Source organism: Actinotignum schaalii, from assembly GCF_028864145.1.
Classification (GTDB): Bacteria; Actinomycetota; Actinomycetes; order Actinomycetales; family Actinomycetaceae; genus Actinotignum; species Actinotignum schaalii_B.
Genome location: NZ_JARBHJ010000009.1, coordinates 1 through 16,486 on the forward strand (window position 1 = coordinate 1; position 16,486 = coordinate 16,486).

General features: G+C 63.1%; 17 protein-coding genes. 8 read left to right on the forward strand and 9 right to left on the reverse strand.

Features of this window, described 5'->3' with window-relative positions; genetic code table 11:
• Positions 1 to 146: 146 nt before the first annotated feature.
• Positions 147 to 1,430 carry an MFS transporter gene (locus PWJ82_RS02925; protein WP_274735256.1) on the reverse strand — a complete coding sequence of 428 codons (1,284 nt, stop codon included), beginning with the start codon at positions 1,428 to 1,430 and terminating at the stop codon, positions 147 to 149.
• 182 nt (positions 1,431 to 1,612) lie between these two features.
• Between PWJ82_RS02925 and PWJ82_RS02930 the strand changes: the two genes are divergently transcribed.
• On the forward strand, positions 1,613 to 2,308 hold the full coding sequence (locus tag PWJ82_RS02930) for a GntR family transcriptional regulator (RefSeq protein WP_274735257.1): 696 nt from the start codon (positions 1,613 to 1,615) through the stop codon (positions 2,306 to 2,308).
• Here PWJ82_RS02930 and PWJ82_RS02935 read toward each other — a convergent pair.
• Positions 2,286 to 3,134: an SMP-30/gluconolactonase/LRE family protein gene (locus tag PWJ82_RS02935; RefSeq protein WP_274735259.1), complete on the reverse strand. Its 849-nt coding sequence runs from the start codon at positions 3,132 to 3,134 to the stop codon at positions 2,286 to 2,288. The genes PWJ82_RS02930 and PWJ82_RS02935 overlap by 23 nt on opposite strands.
• Before the next feature lie 59 nt (positions 3,135 to 3,193).
• A complete protein-coding gene (locus PWJ82_RS02940) occupies positions 3,194 to 4,978 on the reverse strand; it encodes an L-lactate permease (protein WP_274735261.1) in 1,785 nt (594 codons plus the stop codon).
• Between the two features lie 43 nt (positions 4,979 to 5,021).
• On the opposite strand from PWJ82_RS02940, the gene PWJ82_RS02945 reads away from it, so the two are divergent.
• Positions 5,022 to 6,206: an alpha/beta hydrolase fold domain-containing protein gene (locus PWJ82_RS02945; RefSeq protein ID WP_274735263.1), complete on the forward strand. Its 1,185-nt coding sequence runs from the start codon at positions 5,022 to 5,024 to the stop codon at positions 6,204 to 6,206.
• On the opposite strand, the gene PWJ82_RS02950 is transcribed toward PWJ82_RS02945, so the two are convergent.
• Positions 6,102 to 7,052, reverse strand: a complete 951-nt coding sequence (locus PWJ82_RS02950) for an A/G-specific adenine glycosylase (RefSeq protein WP_274735264.1) — start codon at positions 7,050 to 7,052, stop codon at positions 6,102 to 6,104. The two genes, PWJ82_RS02945 and PWJ82_RS02950, sit on opposite strands and share 105 nt — an antisense overlap.
• Before the next feature lie 55 nt (positions 7,053 to 7,107).
• On the opposite strand from PWJ82_RS02950, the gene PWJ82_RS02955 reads away from it, so the two are divergent.
• The gene (locus PWJ82_RS02955) at positions 7,108 to 8,454 is read left to right on the forward strand and encodes a hypothetical protein (RefSeq protein WP_274735266.1); all 1,347 of its coding nucleotides are present in this window, start codon (positions 7,108 to 7,110) and stop codon (positions 8,452 to 8,454) included.
• Between the two features lie 66 nt (positions 8,455 to 8,520).
• On the opposite strand, the gene radA is transcribed toward PWJ82_RS02955, so the two are convergent.
• Both radA and PWJ82_RS02965 read right to left on the reverse strand, forming a co-directional pair.
• Entirely contained in the window at positions 8,521 to 9,897 is a 1,377-nt protein-coding gene (gene radA, locus PWJ82_RS02960) for a DNA repair protein RadA (RefSeq protein ID WP_016441788.1), read from the reverse strand.
• Positions 9,898 to 9,934: 37 nt separating this feature from the next.
• Positions 9,935 to 10,627 (reverse strand): potassium channel family protein, encoded by a 693-nt coding sequence (locus tag PWJ82_RS02965; protein WP_016441787.1) that lies wholly within the window; start codon positions 10,625 to 10,627, stop codon positions 9,935 to 9,937.
• 286 nt (positions 10,628 to 10,913) lie between these two features.
• Between PWJ82_RS02965 and PWJ82_RS02970 the strand changes: the two genes are divergently transcribed.
• The gene (locus tag PWJ82_RS02970; RefSeq protein ID WP_016441786.1) at positions 10,914 to 11,153 is read left to right on the forward strand and encodes a hypothetical protein; all 240 of its coding nucleotides are present in this window, start codon (positions 10,914 to 10,916) and stop codon (positions 11,151 to 11,153) included.
• 25 nt (positions 11,154 to 11,178) lie between these two features.
• Here PWJ82_RS02970 and PWJ82_RS02975 read toward each other — a convergent pair whose 3' ends face one another.
• Positions 11,179 to 12,579 (reverse strand): TrkH family potassium uptake protein, encoded by a 1,401-nt coding sequence (locus PWJ82_RS02975; RefSeq protein WP_016441785.1) that lies wholly within the window; start codon positions 12,577 to 12,579, stop codon positions 11,179 to 11,181.
• A gap of 187 nt (positions 12,580 to 12,766) precedes the next feature.
• Between PWJ82_RS02975 and PWJ82_RS02980 the strand changes: the two genes are divergently transcribed.
• From PWJ82_RS02980 to PWJ82_RS02995, 4 genes are all read left to right on the forward strand, one after another.
• Entirely contained in the window at positions 12,767 to 12,973 is a 207-nt protein-coding gene (locus tag PWJ82_RS02980; RefSeq protein WP_039898405.1) for a helix-turn-helix domain-containing protein, read from the forward strand.
• A 169-nt stretch (positions 12,974 to 13,142) separates the two neighbouring features.
• Entirely contained in the window at positions 13,143 to 13,241 is a 99-nt protein-coding gene (locus PWJ82_RS02985; RefSeq protein ID WP_005504750.1) for a 30S ribosomal protein bS22, read from the forward strand.
• Between the two features lie 440 nt (positions 13,242 to 13,681).
• On the forward strand, positions 13,682 to 14,188 hold the full coding sequence (locus PWJ82_RS02990; protein WP_016441783.1) for a MarR family winged helix-turn-helix transcriptional regulator: 507 nt from the start codon (positions 13,682 to 13,684) through the stop codon (positions 14,186 to 14,188).
• 86 nt (positions 14,189 to 14,274) lie between these two features.
• Positions 14,275 to 14,946, forward strand: coding sequence for a histidine phosphatase family protein (locus tag PWJ82_RS02995; protein ID WP_016441782.1), 672 nt, complete (start codon positions 14,275 to 14,277; stop codon positions 14,944 to 14,946).
• 71 nt (positions 14,947 to 15,017) lie between these two features.
• Here PWJ82_RS02995 and PWJ82_RS03000 read toward each other — a convergent pair whose 3' ends face one another.
• Positions 15,018 to 15,497: a PLD nuclease N-terminal domain-containing protein gene (locus PWJ82_RS03000; RefSeq protein ID WP_274732395.1), complete on the reverse strand. Its 480-nt coding sequence runs from the start codon at positions 15,495 to 15,497 to the stop codon at positions 15,018 to 15,020.
• 39 nt (positions 15,498 to 15,536) lie between these two features.
• On the reverse strand, positions 15,537 to 16,445 hold the full coding sequence (locus PWJ82_RS03005; RefSeq protein ID WP_126135908.1) for a 1,4-dihydroxy-2-naphthoate polyprenyltransferase: 909 nt from the start codon (positions 16,443 to 16,445) through the stop codon (positions 15,537 to 15,539).
• Between the last annotated feature and the right edge of the window lie 41 nt (positions 16,446 to 16,486).

The window sequence follows — 16,486 nt, forward strand, 5'->3', positions numbered from 1 at the left end:
TTTTATGTAGTGTTGGCGGGCGGAGTTGTGGGTTGTTTGATTATTTTTTATAACCAGATTATTTGTGGGGGCGGCGGGGGGGGGGGGGCGGGGGGCGGCCCCCCCCCCGCGGGTGTGCTGGCAGCCATCTAGCTGCGTCGTCGTTCTTAATACCGCAGGCTGCGCATTTCCGGGCCGCGCAAACTTGCGTATCCTGCCGCGCAGATGAGGGCGGTCAGAGCGAGGCTGGTGTAGGCCACCGTCCAGCCGTAGCCGGTCACCAGGTGGGGGATAAGGAAATTCGCGAGGGTTTCACCGGCCAGGTAGCCCGCCGCCCCCACCACCCCGGTGGCTGCGCCCGCCACATTATCGGGAACCAGGGAGAGGGTGAGCATATTAATACTCACCTGGGGCCCGTAAATGAGTGCGCCGAGCAACAGTGCCCCAGCCACCGAAGAACTGCTAAAAGCCAGGTGGGGCCAGGCTGCGAGCGCCACGGCCAGGGCCAGCATTGATTTCATAGCGGCGGAGGAAGCCCGGTTAGGATGGCGTGCCGCATAAGCCCCGAAAGCGAAAGAGGCCGGGATTGCGGCCAGCTCCGCGCCCGCGAGCGCGATTTCCCCGGTGCGGCCGGCGGTGTGGGCTGCGGCGAAAATAACCACCCAGTTGATCACGCCGAAGCGGATGCAGTAGAGCAGGGTATTAATGCCCACGAGCGTGAGGATCCAGCGGTTGGTGAGCACTGCCCGCACCACCGTGGGCCAGTAGCCATCCGCGCGGGTGCTCAGCTGCGGGGTGCCGGCCGGGCCGAAAATCATGGTGAGGGTGGGTAGGCCCTGGCGCCAGGGGCGGTCGGCGCCGGTGCGGTAGGCCCAGATACCCACCGCGATAGTGAGCAGGCCCGGGATAAGGAAAATATGGAAACGGGCCAGGCTCCAGCCGGTGAAGGCCCCGGCGAGCAGCGGGAGGAGAGCGGCCCCGAGGTTCTGGGAAGTATTCCAGATCGCCACTCGCGAACCGCGCGAAGAATTGGGGTACCAGGCACCCAGGAGCACCAGGGCGGCCGGGGCGAGGGCTGATTGCACCAGCCCGTTCGCGAAAGTCAGGCTTGCGATAGTGCGGGCTGAGCTGGGAATACCTGTGAGGATGCACAGGATTCCGGAAATAATAAGCGCACCGCCAAAAAGGCGGCGCAATGAGACGCGGTCCGCCACCATTCCGAAAATGATTTTCCCGGCACCGTAAGCGAGGGTGAAAGCGCTGAGCACGAAACCGACCTGGTAGAGGGACCAGCCTTCTTCCTCCACGAAGCGAGCGGAGACCACTTTGAGGTTATTTCGGGTGGTATAGGCAAATACATAGCCGATATAGACAACGAGGAAGACATGGGCGCGCCAGCGGTAGTAATCCGGGGCCGGGGGTGGACCCGGCGGGAACCGCGTGGCGGCCATGATTCCTCCTTCTGGTGCCTCAGCTGGAGGCGAGTTACCCGCGCGGGCGACCTTGCCCACCCGCCGTCACCTTGCTCACGCGATGGCGTAAAATCACAGTGGAAACTGACAGTCAGTTTACCTAGGATAAGGCGAGAGCGGGTACTCACCCGCTCGTGATCCCGCGATGGAAAGGAGCGCTTATGGCTCGCCGGCTTGCCGATGATTTGGCCGACCACCTGCGCGAACGCATCCTTTCCGGAAATATCGCGCCGGGGGAGCGCCTGGCCGAAGCCGCGATTGCGGAGGAGTATTCGGTGGCGCGTTCCACCGCACGCATCGCGGTGGAATCGCTTATCGCGGATGGATTAGTGGAGCGTGAAGCACGCAAGCACCCGCGGGTCGTTACCGTGAGCAGCTCCGAGATTCCGGAGATCGTGGCGCTCCTCGATATTAGTGAGTCCCTCGCGCTGGCGCGGATTATGACCGGTCATCCGGACCTGCGCCCGCTGCGCGCGGTCCGCGGGGAACAGCCCAGCCGGGTGCTCCACACCCTGGTGGAAGTTTGCGGTTCCAAACGCCTGGAATTACTCCACCGCCCACTCACTTTCCACACCATGTTATACGCGGCTAGCTGCGCTGCTGCTAGCCGTGTTGAATCTGAAGGGGGCCGCGCTCAGAGCAGCGGCGCTGCTGCCCATCGCGCAGATGTTAACCACGCGGCGGATACCGCCGTGGCCCAGGCTCAAGATCAGCTGATTGACGCGGTTTTGCTCGGGCAGGAAAGCGCCTGGGAAGCACTGCGTGCTGTGCAACGGGCGCGCCAGGCTCGGCTCCGGGTGGAGGAAAGCGCGGTGCTTCCGCGTACCGGCGGGGTTATCCAGCAAAAGCTAAGGTAGGCTGGCCGGCTACCGGCCCGTCCATCCACCACAGCGCCCCGGCGCCCCGCGAATCATCATTTTCGCGGGAGACGGTCACGAAAACATCCTTGCCGTCCTCCCCGCCCAGGGTTACCGCGGTGGTCCCGGTGACCGGGAGCTGATACTCCTGCACGACCTGGCCGCTCGGATCGAGCACCCGGATGATTCCGGCCCGGTTGAGGGCCACCCACACATTCCCTTCGCTGTCCACGGTCAGCCCGTCCGGACTCGCGCCTTCCACGTGGTGGAAGTCGCTGCGGTGGTGGAGGCCGCCTGCGTCGTCGACCTCAAAAACAGAAATCGCGCGCGTGGACGTGTCGATGTAATAGGCGCGGGTGCGGTCAGGCGAAAAACCGATGCCGTTCGAGGTGGTGACCGTATCCAGAACTACGCTGACCTCGAGAGCGGGTGAAATACGGTAGAGGCGCGCGGTGCCGCGGGTGGTGGCATCGCGGGTGTAGGGCATGGAACCGGCGTAGAGGTAGCCCCACGGGTCCGCGGTGCCTTCGTTCATGCGGTAGGCCGGGCTGTTCCACAGGGTTGCGGCCGGGCGCGGGGTGGCCGTGGCGGTATCGGCCAGAGCCAGGCCGCGTTCGGTGGCGACGACGTAACCTCCGCCCGCGCGCGGGCGTACAAATGCCGCGATTTTTGAGCCGGTGGCCAGGCGATCCACCCCGCCATCGCTACGCAGGGTAAGCAGATCGCCGGCGAGCATATCCACGAAACGCAACCCGCCCCAGCTCTCCGACCACACCGGACCTTCGGCGTGGAAAGCAACCACGTCGGTAATTTGTTCAAAAGCCATGCTCTCCAGCGTAGGCCAGCGCGCCCAAGCTGGCTAGCCGCAGCGCTCGCGCGTCCGTGTTACGCGGTGATGAAGCCCAGCACCCCGCTTGCCGCCAGCACAACGACGAGGGTAAGCACGGCGAGCAAGCCGAGGGAATAGGTAGCGCCGCGGCGCAGTAGCTCCGGTTCGCTGCCCGGGGCACGTACCGCGGTGGCCGCAATCGCGAGGTTTTGCGGGCTAACGATTTTCCCGAGCCCGCCCCCGAGCTGGTTGGCGGCCAGGAGGAGATTCGGGTCAATACCGGCCCCGGCCGCCGCAGTGGCTTGCAGGTTCCCGAAGAGCGCGGCCGAGGACGTGGCCGAGCCGGTCACCGCGGTGCCGATCCAGCCGAGGAGCGCGGAGAGCGCCGCGAAAGCGGTGCCGGCCAGGGCCATGAACGCGCCGATGGCCTGGGTTTGACCGGAGAAATTCATGACGTAGGCGAGGGCCATAATGGTGGCAATCGTTCCCACGGTCACGGCCAGGTTCGCAACGGTGGCACCCAGGGTGGCCAGGCCGGTGCGGAAAGAATAGGGGTAACGCCCGCCGGAGGAACACCGCGCGTACACCGCGGTGACCACCATTCCGGTGAGGAAAAGCATCGTCCCCGGGGAGGAGAGCCAGTTGAACGTAAAGGTGGTGGTAGAAAGAGCGTTACCGGCCTGGTCCACCAGGTGCCCGTGCAGGCCGGGCCAACCGAAGCTGATATCGGTTTGGGCCAGGAATTCGATACGGCGCGGGGCGCCGGTGCTGCCGGCACCGCTCGGGCCGGCGGGGTTTGCCGTTCCCGGTACGGTGACCCGCCATAATTTCGTGACCGCGAGGACCACCACAACCAGCAGGTAGGGGAACAGGCCCAGGAAAACCCGGCTGGCGGAGATTTTCTCGCGCGCCGGGGCGCTGGCGAATTCGGCCGGGGTGCGGGCCGGGCGCCAGCGGGTGAGGAGCACGGCGGTAAGTGCGAAGGAGAGGAGGGAGGCGATCACGGCAATGAGTTCGTGAGAAATGAAATTCGAGGCGATTACGTGCCCGGCCACCATGCCGATTCCGGCGGTGAGGGCCACCGGCCAGGTGTCTTTTACGCCGCGTTTGCCGTCCACGATAAAAACGAGGAGGAGGGGAACTCCCACGGCCACCACGGGGATAATACGCCCGGCTACCGCGGCTACGTCCATGGGATCGGCCACCCCTCCCATGCGGGCCACGGTGGTGAGAGGGATGCCCATGGCGCCCAGGGCCACGTTGATGCCGTTGCCTACCATGGTGGCCAACGCGGCCTTGACCGGGGGCAAGCCAATGGCAAGTAGCATGGCGCAGCTAATGGCTACCGGCGCGCCAAAACCGGCCAGCCCTTCAATGAGGCCGCAGAAAATAAAACCGATGAGGATGGTTTGCACTCGCATATCCCCGCGCCCCAGCGCCGCGAAAACCGCTTGGACGTCTTTGCTGCGCCCCGAGCTCTCGGTGAGGTTATACAGCCAGACAGCCATAATCACGATGTAGCAAATGGGGAAGAGCCCGAATGCCGCTCCTTGGAGTGCGGAGAGCCCTGCCAGATCAACTGGCATCCCGAAACCGGTGACGGCAATGATCAATGCCAGGCCGAGGGAAATAAGGGAGCACCAGTGGGTGGCGATGGAGAATACTCCCAGGAGCACGAAGAACACCAGGAGTGGGAGCGCCGCCAGGAGGGCGGAAAGCCACAGCTGCCCGCCGACCGCATCGGGCACGGGCGTGAAGGTGGTGCTGGTGAGGAGCGTGGAATCGGTGAGAACGGCGGAAAGCGGGCTCGGCACGGCGAGCAGCGCGGGGCTACATGGCATTCCTTTATCGTACCGGGGCGGGAGCTGCCTTTATGATGACCTTATGGCTAGCTCGGACGTGAGATTATCCGCCGCGATGCGTGCGGCGCTGGCGCAAGATGCGCGGCTGGCTCTCCCGCATTGCGGGCACGGGGAACCCACCGCGATGCAGGCGCGCTACGAAGCCGAGCACCGCTGGTGGAATGAGGGCGGCCCGGACATTGCGTGGCGCGCGGATACGCTTCCAACCCGGCACGGCGCGGTCGCGGTGCGGGTCTATTCGCCCGGTCAGGCTACCTGGCCTGCGGAATGCGGTGCGCTTTCGCCCGTAAAATTAGGTACGACGGCGCAGTTCCCGGCGGGCGCCACCCGGCCCATTATCGTGTATCTACACGGCGGGAGTTACTGTGTGGGCAGCCCGGCCACCCATGACCGCCTCATACGCGAGCTTGCCGCAGCTACCGACGCCGCGGTGGTGAGCGTGGACTACACCCTGGCACCCAAGGCACGCTACCCGCGCATATCTGAAGAATGTGAGGATGTGGTCATAGAGCTGGCGCGGCGATATCCCGAGTGTCCTATCGTGCTGGCGGGGGATTCTTGCGGGGCAACCTTGAGCCTGGGAACCTGGTGGCGGCTAGCTCGGCGGGCGGGCCAGGACGGAGCCGGCGAAAGAACGGAGCGCGCGGATACCGTGGGCACGGAGACGTCCCGGACCGCGGCCCGGAGGCTGGCTGCTGAGCGGATAGCCGCGCTCGTTTTGTACTACGGCGAATATGGCGTGCCCGTGACCGTGTCGGCATCCGCGGAGACCGTATCGCCGGATAGTACAAGCGCTGCCGATGGGATGAGCCCAGCGGATCGTGCCTACTATGACTCCCTCTACTTTTCTTCGCCCACCGAGCGGGCCACGGCCCTGGATACCGCGCTGCTGCGCACTGAGCTGCACGGAAGCCCGCCCGTTTTTCTTGCGGTGGGGGACTGTGATCCGCTGGTGGCTGATACCCAGGCCCTTGCCGCGCATCTCGAGACGAGCGGGGTGCGCGTACGCCTCGAGGTTATCCCCGGGGTGATGCACGCTTTTCTCCAGCGGGTGCGGCTTCTTCCCGAAGCTGACCGCGTCATCGCGGATACCGCAGCATTTTTAGCTGAGGTGCTGGATCGTTCCGGCAGCACCTTCGACTTCGGCGCCCCTGGCCACTCCTCCGACTCTGGCGCTTCCGGTGGCCGCATCCTCAGCGATCGGTAGGTGGTAGCGATTTTCGCTTTCCTGGGCGAGCCCGTCTTCGAGGAGGGAAGCGAGGGCGGGAGCGAATCGCTCTTCACTCAGGTGACTAGCGCGCAGTAAGTCCGGGCGGGCGCATCCGCCGCGGCGCCTGCGCAAGACAGCCATGATTTTTCCGCGTGCTTCCCGCTGGGTCCCGGTGAATTTCTGGGCGGTGCGCGGGGCGGCATTTTGCGGTTTCCCGGCGGCTACCCAGCGGCATTCTGCGCGCAGCGGGCAGCCCGAACAGGCCGGTTCGCGCGCCGTGCACACCAGGGCGCCCAGCTCCATCAGAGCTGCGTTCCAGCGTGCCGCGCCCGGGCCATCCACGGGAACAAGCGCATCGGCTCGGGTACGTTCCCGGATTGTTTGATGGGCGGGCGGCAGAGCAACGCCGTCGTACACCCGAGCAAGCACCCGGCGAATATTCGTATCGAGCACAACCGAGCGCTGCTGGAATGCGAAGGCGAGGAGGGCGTCCGCTGTATAGGGGCCGATGCCGGGCAGGGCGAGGAGTTCCTCGCGGGTGCGCGGGACCTGGCCGCCGTGCCGTTCCACCAGGGTGATAGCGCATTCGCGCAGGCGTAGGGCTCGGCGCGGGTAACCAAGCCGGTCCCACATGATAAGAACATCAGCGGGTGCGGCTGCGGCCAGGTCAGCGGGGGTGGGCCAGCGGTCCAGCCAGGCTCGCCAGGCGGGTTCCACCCGGGCGACGGGGGTTTGTTGGCTCATGACTTCGCATACGAGAATCGCCCACGGGGAGGTACCGGGCGCGCGCCACGGTAGTGGCCGCGCTGCGCCGTCGTACCACGTTAAAAGATTCTTGAGCATTATCTGTAGTGTGCCGGAAACGCGGGGAATATGCACGTTTTGGTACCGTGGATCCGTGAAAGAAACGGGCGGAGAGCGCCGCGCGCATAAGCGGCCTACGGGTGGTGCGCCGCGGCGTGGCCGCGAGCGGCGCGAGGATCAGGTTGGGCGAGCCGCGCGCGTGAAGCGTGGGGAAAGCCAGCGTGAGCGCCCGGTTCGCGGAAAAGAGCGCGGCTCGGAGCGTCGCGCAGCCCCTTCGGCAGCATCGGAGCGCGGGCAGCGCAGCAACCGGGCGGGCATGCCGGCAGCTCGGCAGCGCGCTGGCGAAGTACGTACCGGGCAGTCGCGCGGTGATCAGAAGCGCGGCGGGCAACAAAGGTCAGCTCAGCAGGGTGTAAGCCGGCAGCGGCGAAACCCCCGGGATCACGTAAACCGGGAGCGCGTCAATCGGGAGCGGGCGGGCCAAGCACGAGCGGGTCAAGAGCGGGAAATTCGGGAGCGTCGTGCGCGGGAACGTACTTCCCGGGAGCGCGCGCCCCGGGAACGCGCTGGGCAGGCGCGTGCCGGGCAGCGCACTAGCCGGGAACGCCCGGCACCTACCCGGCGGCGTCGTACGTTGCCGGCCGGATCGCGGCAGCAGAGGCAGGTCCGGGAAAAGGCTACGATTCTCGCCCGTTTGGAGCCGAAGCATTGGTTGTGGATTTTCGCTGCGCTCGCGGTGGTTATTGGTGCGGTTGTGACGTTTAGGTTCGCGGCTTCGCGCTCTCAGGAACATGCGGAAGCTCAGGCTGCGGTTCCGACGGCTTTTTATGAGCCGGTGGCCTGCACTCCGGATATGCTGCGGATGCGGGTGACGAATAATGAACGCGGTGCGGGAGCTCCGGTGTCTTTCTCCGTGGAGCTGACGAATAAGTCGACCACGAATCCGTGTTATGTGGATGCCGGGTGGGGCAACCTTAATGTGTCGATTACTTCCGGCGGGCACCAGGTGGCGAATACCGCGGCCTGCCGGGCCGGGGAGGAACACCGGCGTTTGCTGCTGGATCGTGGGATGGATGCCGTGACCACGGTGACGTGGCCGGGCGGGAACGAGGGCGCCGGGTGCGGTAGCTCGGGTTCGCTATCTACGCCGGGCACGTACAAGGCGGAAGCTATTTTTGCCGACGGCGCAGCTTCTCCCGCGACCGCGGTTTTTGAGCTGATGACCGGGGGCGGGGCGCAACCCGCTCGTCCGAATGATGAGGCCGGTTCTGAAGCGAGTACGGACGCCAGCCCGGCTCCTAGCACGGAGGCGAATCCCGCTGCGAACGGTGCGGAAGGCGCGCAAGGTGATCCTCAAGGAACGGCACCCGCTCCGGAAACTGGTAACGGAGAAGGCGCCGAGGCACCTGCCCCGGAGGGTGATTCTGAAGCTGCAAACTAACTAGCTAACCAGCTAGCTAGCCAGATCCTGCCGGTTGCTCTACTGCCTATGTGCGGTGGCTACCTCCTATTCGGTGGGGAGCACCGATTCCAGGGCCTGGCGTATATCCGCGCAGCGCTGCACCCGAATCCCCTCGGGTAGTTTCGAGCTATCAGTGCGTTCGGGCACAATCGCGAGGGTGAAACCGAGCCGTGCGGCTTCGTTGAGGCGTTGGGGGAGCCCGGTAACCGGGCGGAGCTCTCCGGTTAGGGCAACTTCCCCGATGGCGATCACTCCGGGGGCGAGTGGCAGATCCACGTAGGCCGAGGCCAGCGCCAAGGCAATAGCGGCATCCGCAGCCGGTTCACTGGCCTGCGCCCCACCCACCGTGGACACAAAAATATCTTTCTGATCCAAACTCAAGCCCAGGCGTGACTGGAGTACCGCGACCATCATGGCCACCCGTGCGGAGAGCACCCCGGAATTGGTGCGCTGCGGCCGCCCGGAAGCAGGTACCACCAGCCCCTGTACTTCCACCGGCATGGGCCGCCGCCCTTCGAGAGTCATGGATACGCAGGTGCCGGGCACCGTGTGATCACGGGCGGAGAGGAACAACCCGGACGGATCGGGAAGCCCCACAATTCCATTTTCGGTGAGTTCAAAACACCCCACTTCATCGGTAGCGCCGTAGCGGTTCTTCACCGCGCGTACCAGGCGCAGCCGCGAGTGTTTATCCCCTTCAAACTGGCACACCACATCAACCAGATGTTCCAGAACGCGAGGCCCGGCAATGGAGCCATCTTTCGTGACGTGCCCGACCAACACCACCGGTAGGCCGTGCGTTTTGGCCACGCTCACGAGCGCCGCGGTGACGGCCCGCACCTGCGCCGGGCCACCGGCCGTTCCAGCTACCTCCGCATCGGCCAAGGTTTGCACCGAGTCCACGATAAGCAGGGAAGGCCGGGCATTCTCAATATGCCCCAGAGCTCGCCCGATATCACTTTCCGAGGCAAGAAGCAGATGTTCATCCATCGCCCCGATGCGTTCCCCGCGCAGGCGCACTTGGGATGCGGATTCCTCCCCGGAGATATAGAGAACCGGCGCCCGCCCCGCGCCCGCAGCAGCGCGCGCGGCCTTCGCCGCCACATCCAAGAGCAAGGTAGATTTCCCCACTCCCGGTTCCCCGGCGAGCAATACCACTGCCCCGGGAACTAAACCACCCCCGAGTACCCGATCCAATTCAGATACCCCGGTAGGGATTTTTTGCGCGGCGGTAGCCGGCACGGAGGTAATAGGTTGCGCCGGTGAGGTAGGGGCTAACGCGGCCGGAGCTGCTGAGGGCGCGGCCGGACTCTGCTGCTCAAGCGTGCCCCACGAGCCGCACCGCGCGCAGCGGCCCATCCATTTGCCGGTGGACCACCCACACTCGCTGCATTCGTACACGGTTGCCGGTTGTTTTGCCATGCCTCCATCCTAGAGGGGGCCTCCGACATAAAAATCGCTACCGAGCTGAACCCACCGCAGGAATCCAGCCCTGCCTGTTGGCGAACTCCTCCAGCAACTCGGTATCGCCAGACACAATAATCGTGTCATCGGCCCCGATGAGGGTGTCCTCGGTGGCGTACTCGAAGGGTTGGTTCGGGGCCTTCACCCCGATAATCCGCACCCCGAAACGCTCGCGAATACGCGATTTTGCGATGGTGAAGCCGCGAATTTCCCGCGGCGGCCGCATTTTCACGATGGAGAAGCCGTCCTCCATCTCGATATAGTCGAGCATTCGGCCTGAGACCATATGTGCCACGCGCGTTCCGGCGTCGTACTCCGGATAAATAACGTGGTGCGCGCCGATGCGTCGCAAAATCCGCCCGTGCGCACGCGAAACCGCTTTCGCCCAAATCTGCGGAATCCCCAGGTCAACCAGGTTCGCGGTCACCAGCACGGAGGCCTCCAACGAGGTCCCCACGCCCACCACGGCCACGGTGAAATCCCCGGCGCCCACCTGGTCGAGCACCTCCATGCTGGTGGCGTCACCTTCCACCACCCGCAGGCGGTGGCTCCAGCGCTGCGCGGTATCGGGATTCTTTTCGACGACGAGCACGTCACGCCCCAAATCATCGAGCGTGGTGGCGATAGCGGTCGAAAAACGCCCCAGCCCCACCACGAGGATGGCTTGTTCATCGCGCGTATCCGGCATAGCCGCCCTTTCTCCGGTCACAATATCTCTGGCTCGTAGTCTAACGCTCCGCGTCAAAATTCTTGTCGTAAGCCCGTGTCACCATAGAGTCATGCAGCAACCCTGCGTAAACATACTCAACCGATATCGAAGAAAGGTAGGTCATTATGGAACAGTATCTCGTGGTACGTGAAATATCTCGATGTAAAAGATGAAGGTTTGTCACGGGAACACTCGTGATGGGAACTTCGCACGGTTTAGGATAAAGGCATCCGCCGGTTATCGGCCCGGGTAGGTAGGGGATGTTATGAAGGATTGGCGCGCGCTTGCGCTAGGCCTTATCAATGCGCTCGTAGTGGCCGCGATTGGCGGCGGGGTTGCTTATCTGACGGTCACCCTTCTCAACCACATTTTCCCGCCGGCAACCCCGAATGCCATTGCCCCGGCCATAGTGGTCGCGGTGCTTATGTTCATCTCTTCTTTGCGCAGTATTTTTAGGAACGACGGCGGCGCAGCCGGCACGAAACACCGTGGCTCGCGTAGGTAAATTCTGGGATTAGCGGCGTACCAGCTCAGCCAATAATCGGTCGTTCCTCGGGCAGCCGGATGGTGCGGCGTCGTGACCGTAGCGCCAAAGCGGCCGCGAGCGTCATCGTGCCCGTGCGCCCAAAGAACATGAGGAGCACCAGCACAAACTTCGCGCTCGCCGGCAGTGCCCCGGTGATCCCGGTGCTTAAACCGCAGGTAGCGAAAGCTGAAATCACCTCAACCAGAATCTCGGAGAAGGTGAAATTCGTCAGCTGAAGCAGTGCCACCGAACCGGTCACCACCATGATCCCGCCGGCGAAGGTCGCTGCGATAGCCAGGCGCAACACCTCGGCAGGGATACGCTTACCGAAAGCTTCCGTATCGCGATCACCCCGCGCCTCGGCGCGAATGGCCAGCAAAAGCACCGCGAAAGTCGTTACCTTAATGCCGCCTGCCGCAGAAGCTGAACCGCCACCGATAAACATGAGGGAGTCCAGGAGAATCCACGACGTTTCACCCATTGCCCCCACATCGATTGTGGTCAAGCCCGTGGAACGCGCATCTACCGAAAGTGTGAGCGCGGCGTTGATTTTATCGGCTACCGCCAGATTGCCCAGGGTATTCGGGTTATTCCATTCCAGGACCGCCAGGAAAACCGCGCCGAGCACCGCCAAGCTGATATAGGTCACCAGCGTGATTTTCGTGGTCACAGACCATTTGCGCGGGCGGGCACGATGACGCCACATATCCAAGACCACCGGGAAGCCAATGGCCCCGGCAACAGTCCCCAAAATAATCGGGATAGTCAGCGCCCACTGACCCACATACGGGCTCACGCCCTCGGGCATGATCACGAAGCCGCCGTTATTAAAGATGGAGACTGCCATGAAATAGGAATGCGAGAGAGCGTGAAGGAGGGCCTCGCCATTACGCAAGAAGAAGGGGAGGAGGGCCAGGAATAAGATGGCCTGCGCCGTCGAGGCCACAATAATAACCGCGCGCAGCAGCGTACCCACTTCGCCCAGGCTCGATTGATTTTCTTCCGCGGTGAGCATGCGTTGGGTGAGCCCCACGTGTCTCGAAACCGCCCGCCCCAGAATCGAGGCGAGTGTCATGACGCCCAAGCCACCCACAATGAGCCCGAAAGAAATGAAAAGCTGTCCCCAAACCGACCAATACGTGGCGGTATCAACCGTCACCAAACCGGTCACACATACGGAGGACGTCGCGGTAAAGAGCGCATCAATAAAAGGAGCGCTCTTTCCCGTGGTGGTAGCCAAGGGCAAAGACAGTGCGGCGGTGAGAAGCAAAATAATGAGCGCGAAGATCAACAGAGCCAAACGAGCTGGCCGATCCCGCGCCACTCGATCCACGCGCCCACCCGCAGCCGCCAGGCGATCACGCCAGCTCAGGCGTGCGGATGCCACCTCAGGGTGTGCTGCCATGGGCGTCCTCCGGGTCCTCGAGCTACCGGCTGCGGCCAAGAAAAGCGCCGCGTACCTGTTCCGTAGTATATTCCCCTGCCGTCAAGATCATGGTTAAAAAGCTGTGAACGCTGAGAATATGGGATATCCTTGCTGTAGCTGTTGCCGATGTGGCAAAAAATTACTCCAGGATGATGGGATGAACCAGATGCAGATGCCTTCGTCTCCGCAGTTTTACACCGTCGCGGAAGTGGCTGAATTGACGCGTGTCTCGAAGATGACCGTCTATCGCATGGTTCACGCCGGCGATCTGCCGGCCGTGCGGGTGGGAAGTTCCTACCGGGTACCCGCCAGCGCCGTCGAAGCGCTCCTGTCCGGAAATAGCGCCCCGCAACAGCGCGTGGTGGGGGAATAGTTCGGCGCGCGGCCGGTACGGCGTCGTTACCCGAAACGGTGGCGGTCCGGAGCGGTTGTGAATTTAACCGTGTTCTGATTCACGCGCTACGCATAGGCGGGCGCGGGCCGGTAAGATACTGTGATGTTCCATCGGGGCGATTCCCCGCGATCTAGTTTTGGAGGTGCCTGTGGGTTCCGTTATTAAGAAGCGCCGCAAGCGTATGTCGAAGAAAAAGCATCGTAAGCTGCTGCGTAAAACTCGCCACCAGCGTCGGAACAAGAAGTAGTTCCCCGCGTGCGGAAGGGCCCGGATGTCCGGGCCTTTTTGTTTTGGTACGGCGATACCGTAGAAAATCGGTAAGTGAAAGTGCTCACATATTTATGAGGTATTGCCCGGATGAACCTTGACAATTCGAGCAAAGATACATATCAATATGACTATTGAGGTAAGGCTCGCCTTTCTTAAAAAGAGAATGTAACTCTGAGTTATGTTCGTACAAAGGTATACTTCACATGATGCTATGGTTTGCGGTGTTGCACAGGCATGCAGATGCCGGGTGCGGCACCGTGAAACAGCACCGCTTAAGGCCTTTCGCCCCAGCGTTCCCACGTGGGAAAATGAGGAGAAGTGGCGTCATCGTTCACCCGGTGGAAGCCGGGTGCGTTGCGTCCGGCGCGGGCGCAACGACGTAATGAAGACTCGCACGTCCCGTGTGAGTTGCCGTTAATGTCACGACGTGACATCGTGCCTGACGAAGGGAAGAATCTCATGGCCGCGGAAGTTCGCTGGCTTTCTGAAGAGGAACAATTTGCCTGGCGCGCGTATCTGCGCGCGACAGCCGTGACCGCAGAGGCGCTTAATCACGCACTCATGGTCAATTACAATTTGTCATTGAACGAATATGACGTTCTCGCCCGTCTCTCCGAGGCGGAAAATCGCTGCATGCGGATGTCGACTCTCGCTGATGTGATGGTACATTCCCGCTCGCGGCTCACCCACACCGTCCGCCGCCTCGAGGCGCGCGGCTTGGTAGCCCGTTCCGCCAACGCGCATGACCGGCGCGGGGTGGATTGCACTCTCACCGATGCTGGTTTCGCGCTGCTCGAGAAGGCGGCCGTCACCCACGTCATGTCAGTTCGCGCTCACCTCGTGGACAAACTCGGTCACGATGACTTTCTCAAGATGGGCGAGCTGTGTGCCCGCCTCGTGGGTAACCCCGCGGATATTTGGTAGACGTTCGGGCACGCCGGTCGGAGTGAGCTCCCCCAGGGAACTTAGCTTTGTCCGGCCGGCAGCTCCCGGTGCCGTAGACTGGCATCATGATTGACGTAACAGTTGTTCACCTGGTCCGCCACGGAGAGGTGGATAACCCCAGCGGCGAACTTTACGGCCGCCAACCCGGTTTTCACCTCACCGATCTGGGCCGGGAGATGGCCGGCAGCGTTCGGGATTTCTTTCGCGGGCATGATGTCCGCGCGGTGATATCCTCTCCGCTCGAACGGGCTATTGAAACTGCCACACCTACCGCGCACCTCTTCGACCTCGAGATTAGCACCGACGCCAATCTCATCGAAGCGGGCAATAATTTCGAGGGCATCAACGTCAACCGGAATCGGTGGATCTTGGCCTCCCCGAAATTCTGGCCGTGGTACATCAACCCCTTCCGGCCCTCCTGGGGTGAGCCATATACGGATATCGCAGCGCGTATGACGAATGCGGTGCGCAGCGGGCTCGCAGCAGCGCGCGGCGGCGAAGCGGTACTTGTGTCCCATCAGCTTCCAATTTGGACGCTGCGCTCCTTCGTGGAGGGGCGCTCCCTCGCCCACGACCCGCGCCGGCGCCAGTGCGCGCTGTGTTCGGTGACCTCGTTAACATTCCAGGGCACCAGTTTGGTGGCGGTGGATTATGCCGAACCCGCGGCTGAACTCCTGGCCCGGGCACGCGATATCACGCCGGGGATCTCCGCGGCTGATGAAAACCGCGGAGACTGATCTGGAACTCCGCGGGAGTTACGGTGGCTAGACGCTAACGGAAGCGTGTGCCGCGCGGTTCCGCGCGGCGGCTAGTCCTGCGCGGGCCGCGTGGGTTGCGACCCTTCAGAACCCTCAGAATCCTCGGGATTATCCGGGTGCTTTCCGGTCGCTTCGGGCTTGCTTGTTCCGTGAGACTCACCCGCGGTGGGGGAGTTCGATGCGGCGTCGTTCTCACGCTGTTGCCGTTCCCATTCGCGGAAACGGTTTTCCGCGTCCAAGCGGGACAGGAAGTCCGGATCGTCGTCGGGTGCAACGGGGCGACGGCGCCGCTGCGAAGAGGAGCGACCCCGCCCAAAAGAACCGAGTGAGATATTTTGCTGCGGGAACTTGACCGGGAAAGAAAAAGCGATCCATAGCAGTGACCCGAGAACCGGCACCAGAACCGTGAGGGCGAGCCATGCCGGCTTACGCAGTCGGCCGGGCATGCGGGTGGTGTCTGTGCGGATGACGTCAATGATGCCGTAAATCCAGATGCTGATGGCAAGAAGTGCCATAATTACTCGGGCCATGCCACCATCTTAGTCGTTCGCACCGGAGGCTACAGCCGCCTAGACCAAGAGCGAACTGGCCCAGAAAGACACCAGGACCGCCAACGCGAAAGCGAGCTCGGTAATGCCGGTGGTTTTTAGCACCGGGATGAGACCCCGCCCCTGCGCGCGGGAAGGACCGCGGCTCAGCATCCGCCAGCTATTGCGGAAAGCAATAGCGAAGGCGGGTAGATAAAGGAGGAGGGAGGCCTGGTGGGTGCTCGGCGCCAAAGCCAGAACGACGCCGCATCCCATCGCCACCGCGAGCATCACAACATAGACGCGCCGTGCCCAGGTATCGCCCAAGCGCACCGCGAGGGTATGTTTCCCGGTGACGGCGTCGGTGGGAATATCGCGAATATTATTGGCCATGAGGATGGCGCAGGCAATGAGGCCAACGGCGCTAGCGGCAACCCAGGCTTGCCAGGGCACCGTACCTCCCTGGATATAGACGGTGCCGGCGGTAGCTACCAGACCGAAGAAAATGAAAACAAAAACTTCGCCCAGGCCCATATATCCGTAGGGGTGGCGCCCGCCGGTATAGAACCAGGCGGCTAGCAGTGCTGCCACGCCCACTCCGATCAGCCACCACTGCCCGCACCAGGCAATAATGATGAGACCCACGAGCGCCGCGAGGGCAAAGCAGGTGAGGGCCACCGCGAGCACCACCCCCGGGCGTACCGTTCCGCCACCCGTGAGGCGGGGCGGGCCGGTGCGGTGATCATCAGTGCCGCGGATCCCGTCGGAATAGTCGTTCGCAAAATTCACGCCGATCTGCAAGAGCAGAGCGAGAACGAAAGCCAAGGCAAGAATCGGGCCGTATAGCGTCCCTTCCCACAGCGCGATTCCAGCCCCGGCGATCACGGGGGAAACACTCGCGGGAAGGGTGCGAACGCGCGCACCTTCGAGCCAATCAGTAACAGTTGCCACGGCCGCTTATTCTATCGAGAGGAACCCCTTGAGCGCATCAC